The organism is Sphingomonas bacterium, assembly GCF_903644055.1.
Lineage (GTDB): Bacteria > Pseudomonadota > Alphaproteobacteria > Sphingomonadales > Sphingomonadaceae > Sphingomonas_I.
Map to the genome: position 1 here is coordinate 1 of NZ_CAHJXD010000018.1, position 4,298 is coordinate 4,298.

At 69.5% G+C, this 4,298-nt stretch carries 2 protein-coding genes and 1 pseudogene; 2 read left to right on the forward strand and 1 reads right to left on the reverse strand.

Features of this window, described 5'->3' with window-relative positions:
• Positions 1-233: 233 nt before the first annotated feature.
• Entirely contained in the window at positions 234-2,456 is a 2,223-nt protein-coding gene (gene purL / locus HUU94_RS00640; protein ID WP_174273204.1) for a phosphoribosylformylglycinamidine synthase subunit PurL, read from the forward strand.
• Between the two features lie 332 nt (positions 2,457-2,788).
• Positions 2,789-3,697 (forward strand): DMT family transporter, encoded by a 909-nt coding sequence (locus HUU94_RS00645; protein WP_174273205.1) that lies wholly within the window; start codon positions 2,789-2,791, stop codon positions 3,695-3,697.
• Positions 3,698-3,742: 45 nt separating this feature from the next.
• Here the strand turns inward: HUU94_RS00645 and HUU94_RS00650 are convergent.
• Positions 3,743-4,298 (reverse strand): annotated as a pseudogene (locus HUU94_RS00650) (DNA repair protein RecN); the annotation flags it as partial.

Below are 4,298 nucleotides of genomic sequence, written 5' to 3' on the forward strand. Positions count from 1 at the left end.
TCCCCCCTTTAGAACGTCCCCCCGGCCTTGAGCCGGGGTCCCGCTTCTTCTTCAGCGTCAGCCGAGCAGCGGGATCCCGGCTCAAGGCCGGGATGACGAGAGTTCAACGTCAACAGAACGGACTCTAGGTAGGAGGCACCTGCGGAGCGCCACCTTACCCTTCCGAAACAGGAAAGCGAAGCACGCAACACCGCCCTCCCGTTTCCGATCGACCCCTGCTATCGCCCGGCGCGATGACCGCGATCACCCCCGAAATCGTCGCCGAGCACGGCCTGTCGCCCGAGGAATATGCGCGCGTGCTCCACGCGCTCGGCCGCGAGCCCAACCTCGTAGAGCTCGGCATCTTCTCGGTGATGTGGTCCGAGCATTGCTCGTACAAGAGCTCCCGCCTCCACCTCGCCAAGCTGCCGACCACCGGCCCGCAGGTGATCTGCGGCCCCGGCGAGAATGCCGGCGTCGTCGATATCGGTGACGGCCAGGCGGCGATCTTCAAGATGGAGAGCCACAACCATCCGAGCTATATCGAGCCCTACCAAGGCGCCGCGACCGGCGTCGGCGGCATCCTGCGCGACGTCTTCACGATGGGCGCGCGGCCGATCGCCAACATGAACGCGCTGCGCTTCGGATCGCCCGATCATCCGCGGACGCGCCACCTGATCGCGGGTGTCGTTCACGGCATCGGCGGCTACGGCAATTGCGTCGGCGTGCCGACGGTCGGCGGCGAGGTGAATTTCCACCCGGCCTACGATGGCAACATCCTCGTCAACGCGATGACCGTCGGCGTCGCCGAGACCGCTAGGATCTTCTATTCGGCGGCGTCGGGCATCGGCAATTCGATCGTCTATGTCGGCTCCAAGACCGGGCGCGACGGCATCCATGGCGCGACGATGGCCTCGGCCGATTTCGGCGAAAATGCCGATGCCAAGCGCCCGACCGTGCAGGTCGGCGATCCCTTCACCGAGAAATTGCTGATCGAGGCCTGCCTCGAGCTGATGGCGTCGGACGCGATCGTCGCGATCCAGGATATGGGCGCCGCCGGCCTCACCTCCTCCTCGGTCGAGATGGCGTCGAAGGGCGGGGTCGGCATCCGGCTCGACATGGATGCGGTGCCGCAGCGCGAGGCGGGGATGACGCCCTACGAGATGATGCTCTCCGAATCGCAGGAGCGCATGCTGATGGTGCTCAAGCCGGGCCGCGAGGCGTTCGCCGAGGGCATCTTCCGCAAGTGGGAGCTCGATTTCGCGGTGATCGGCACCGTCACCGATAGCGGGCGGATGGAGCTCATCTGGAAGGGCGAGACGGTCTGCGATCTGCCGCTCGGCCCGCTCGCCGACGACGCCCCCAAATACGATCGGCCCTGGGTGCGCACCGAGCCGCCCGCGCCGCGCGACGATCTGCCCGAAAGCACGGATCCCGCCGCCGATCTGATCGCGCTGATGGGATCGCCCGATATCGCCAGCCGCCGCTGGATCTGGGAGCAATATGACCATATGGTCGGTGCCGATACCGTCCAGCGCCCCGGCGGCGACGCGGCGGTGGTGCGCGTCCACGGCACCGAAAAGGCGCTGGCGATCTCGACCGATTGCACGCCGCGCTATTGTCATGCCGATCCGTTCGAGGGCGGCAAACAGGCGATCGCCGAATGCTGGCGCAACCTGACCGCCGTCGGCGCGACCCCGCTCGCCGCGACCGACTGCCTGAACTTCGCCAACCCGCAGCGGCCCGAGATCATGGGCCAGCTCGTCGGCTGCATCGAGGGGATGGCCGAGGCGTGCGCCGCGCTCGACTTCCCGATCGTCAGCGGCAACGTCAGCCTCTACAACGAATCGAAGGCGACCGGCGGCGGCTCGGCGATCCTGCCGACGCCCGCGATCGGCGGCATCGGCCTGCTCGCCGATTGGCGCCGCAACTGCACGATCGCCTTCAAGGGCATCGGCGATACCGTGCTGGCGATCGGCGAGCGTTCGGGGCATCTCGGCCAGTCGCTGTGGCTGCGCGAGCGGCATGGGCTCGAAGGCCGCGACGCCGGGCCGCCGCCGCCGGTCGATCTCCGCGCCGAGCGCCGCACCGGCGATTTCATCCGCGACCAGATCGCGAGCGGCGCGATCACCGCCTGCCACGACGTGTCCGACGGCGGCATGGCGGTGACGCTCGCGGAAATGGCGCTCGCCGCCGACATCGGCGTGCTCGTCACCGAACCGCAGCCGTTCGGGATCGCGGGATCGCTGTTCGGCGAGGACCAGGGGCTGTACGTCGTCACCGTCTGCGACACCTGCCTCGCCGATTTCATGATCGCCGCGCACGCCGCCGACGTCCCCGCCGATCCGCTCGGCCGCACGATCGCGCGGCGGATCATCTTCGAGCTCGACGAGGGCGACTGGTCCGTGACCCTCGACGCGCTGCGCGAAGCGCACGAAGGCTTCTTCCCCAAGCTGATGGACAAGGCGGCGGCATGAAGTTCCTCCCCGGCACGGGGAGGGGAACCGCCGGCGCAGCCGGTGCAACGCTAGGACGGGATGATGTTAGATTGATCCACCCCTCCGCTCGTCCTGAGTAGGGATCGAGCCTGTCGAGAGCCCGTATCGAAGGAGGCGACGATCGATTTGCGGCAGTTTACGTTCAGATCGCCATATGGCCGATCGGCCCGAGAGGCTGTCCTGCTCAAGCTGAACGTCACCCCGGCCTTGAGCCGGGGTGACGGGAGTTCAACGTCAACAGGACAGCCTCTGGTGGAGAGCCGCCTCCACCATCCTGCGGATGGTCCCCCTCCCCTTGCAGGGGAGGAACTTTGAAGACCTCCGCTCTCCCCTTCGCCGCGCTCGCGATCGCCGGCATCTGCTGGGGCCTCGGCTTTCCGCTCGGCAAGCTGGCGCTGCGCGAGGCGGGGGCCGCGCCGATGGTCCTGCTGCGCTTCGCCGTGGCGAGCCTCGCCGCGCTGCCGTTCGCGCTTGGCAACCGCGAGGCACGCGCCTTGTTCCGATCGCCCGCCGTGCTGCTCGCGGGGCTGTTCTACGGCATCGCCTTCCTCGTACAGTTCGAGGGGCTGGCGCGGGTGACGGTGACGCTCGCCGCGCTGCTCGTCGGCGCGATGCCCGCGCTGGTGGCGATCGCGGCAAGCCTGATGGGCGAGCGCGTCAGCCGGACCTCGTGGATCGGCGTCGCGGCGGCGACGATCGGTGCGGCGCTGATAGCGGGCAAGCCGGGGGGCGCGGGCAGCCCGATCGGCGTCGCGATATCGCTCGGATCGCTGCTGATCTTCCTCTGCTGGCTGTTCACGCTGAAGCGCGCGCCGGACACGAAATCGCCGCTGGCGGTGGCTTCGGTGACGATCCTGATCGCCACCGCCGCAATCCTGCCGATCGTGCTGTTGCTGCACGGCCCGCCGCCGCTCGCCTTGAGCAGGGTCGCGTGGGGCGGCGTGCTCGGGCAGGGCCTGCTCTCAACCTTCCTCGCCACCGCCGCCTGGGGCTATGGCGCGGCGCGGGTGGGAAGCGCCAGCGCGGGGGTGTTCATCAACCTCGAGCCGCTGATGGGAGCGGCGATCGGCATCGGGCTGTTCGGCGATCCGGTCGGCCTCGGCGTGCTCGCGGGCGGCCTGCTGATCCTCGCGGGCAGCCTCGTCGTCGTGCTCGGCGAGCGCGGCACGCCGGGGGTCGCCGCGATCGCTGCCGCCGGACACGGCCTCCCCACCGAATGACGCGACTCATGGGGTCGGGCGCCACGCCATCCGCGAAGATCGCCATCAGCCCGTCGCCAGCAATTTCCCCGCCTGCGCCCGCGCCTCGTCCGTCACCTCCGCCCCCGAAAGCATCCGCGCGATCTCCTCGCGCCGCTCGTCCGCGTCGAGCGCATGCACCCCCGTCCGCGCGACCAGCCCGTCCGAACGTTTCTGGATCAGCATGTGGCGATCGGCGCGCGCGGCGACCTGCGGGCTGTGCGTGACGACGAGCAACTGCGTCCGCTCCGACAGCCGCGCGAGCCGTTCGCCGATCGCGCTCGCCACCGCGCCGCCGACGCCGCGATCGACCTCGTCGAAGATCATCGTCCCCGCCCCGCCTTCCTCGGCGAGCGCGACCTTGAGCGCGAGGATGAAGCGCGAAAGCTCGCCGCCGCTGGCGATCTTGACGAGCGGCGCGAAGGGCGCGCCGGGATTGGTGCTGATCTCATATTCGACGCGGTCGGCGCCCCCCGCCCCCCATGCGGCCTCGGGCAGCGGCTCGATCATGGTGCGGAAGCGCGCGGCATCGAGCTTGAGCGGCGCCAGCTCGGCCGCGACCGCGCGGTCGAGCCGCTCGGCC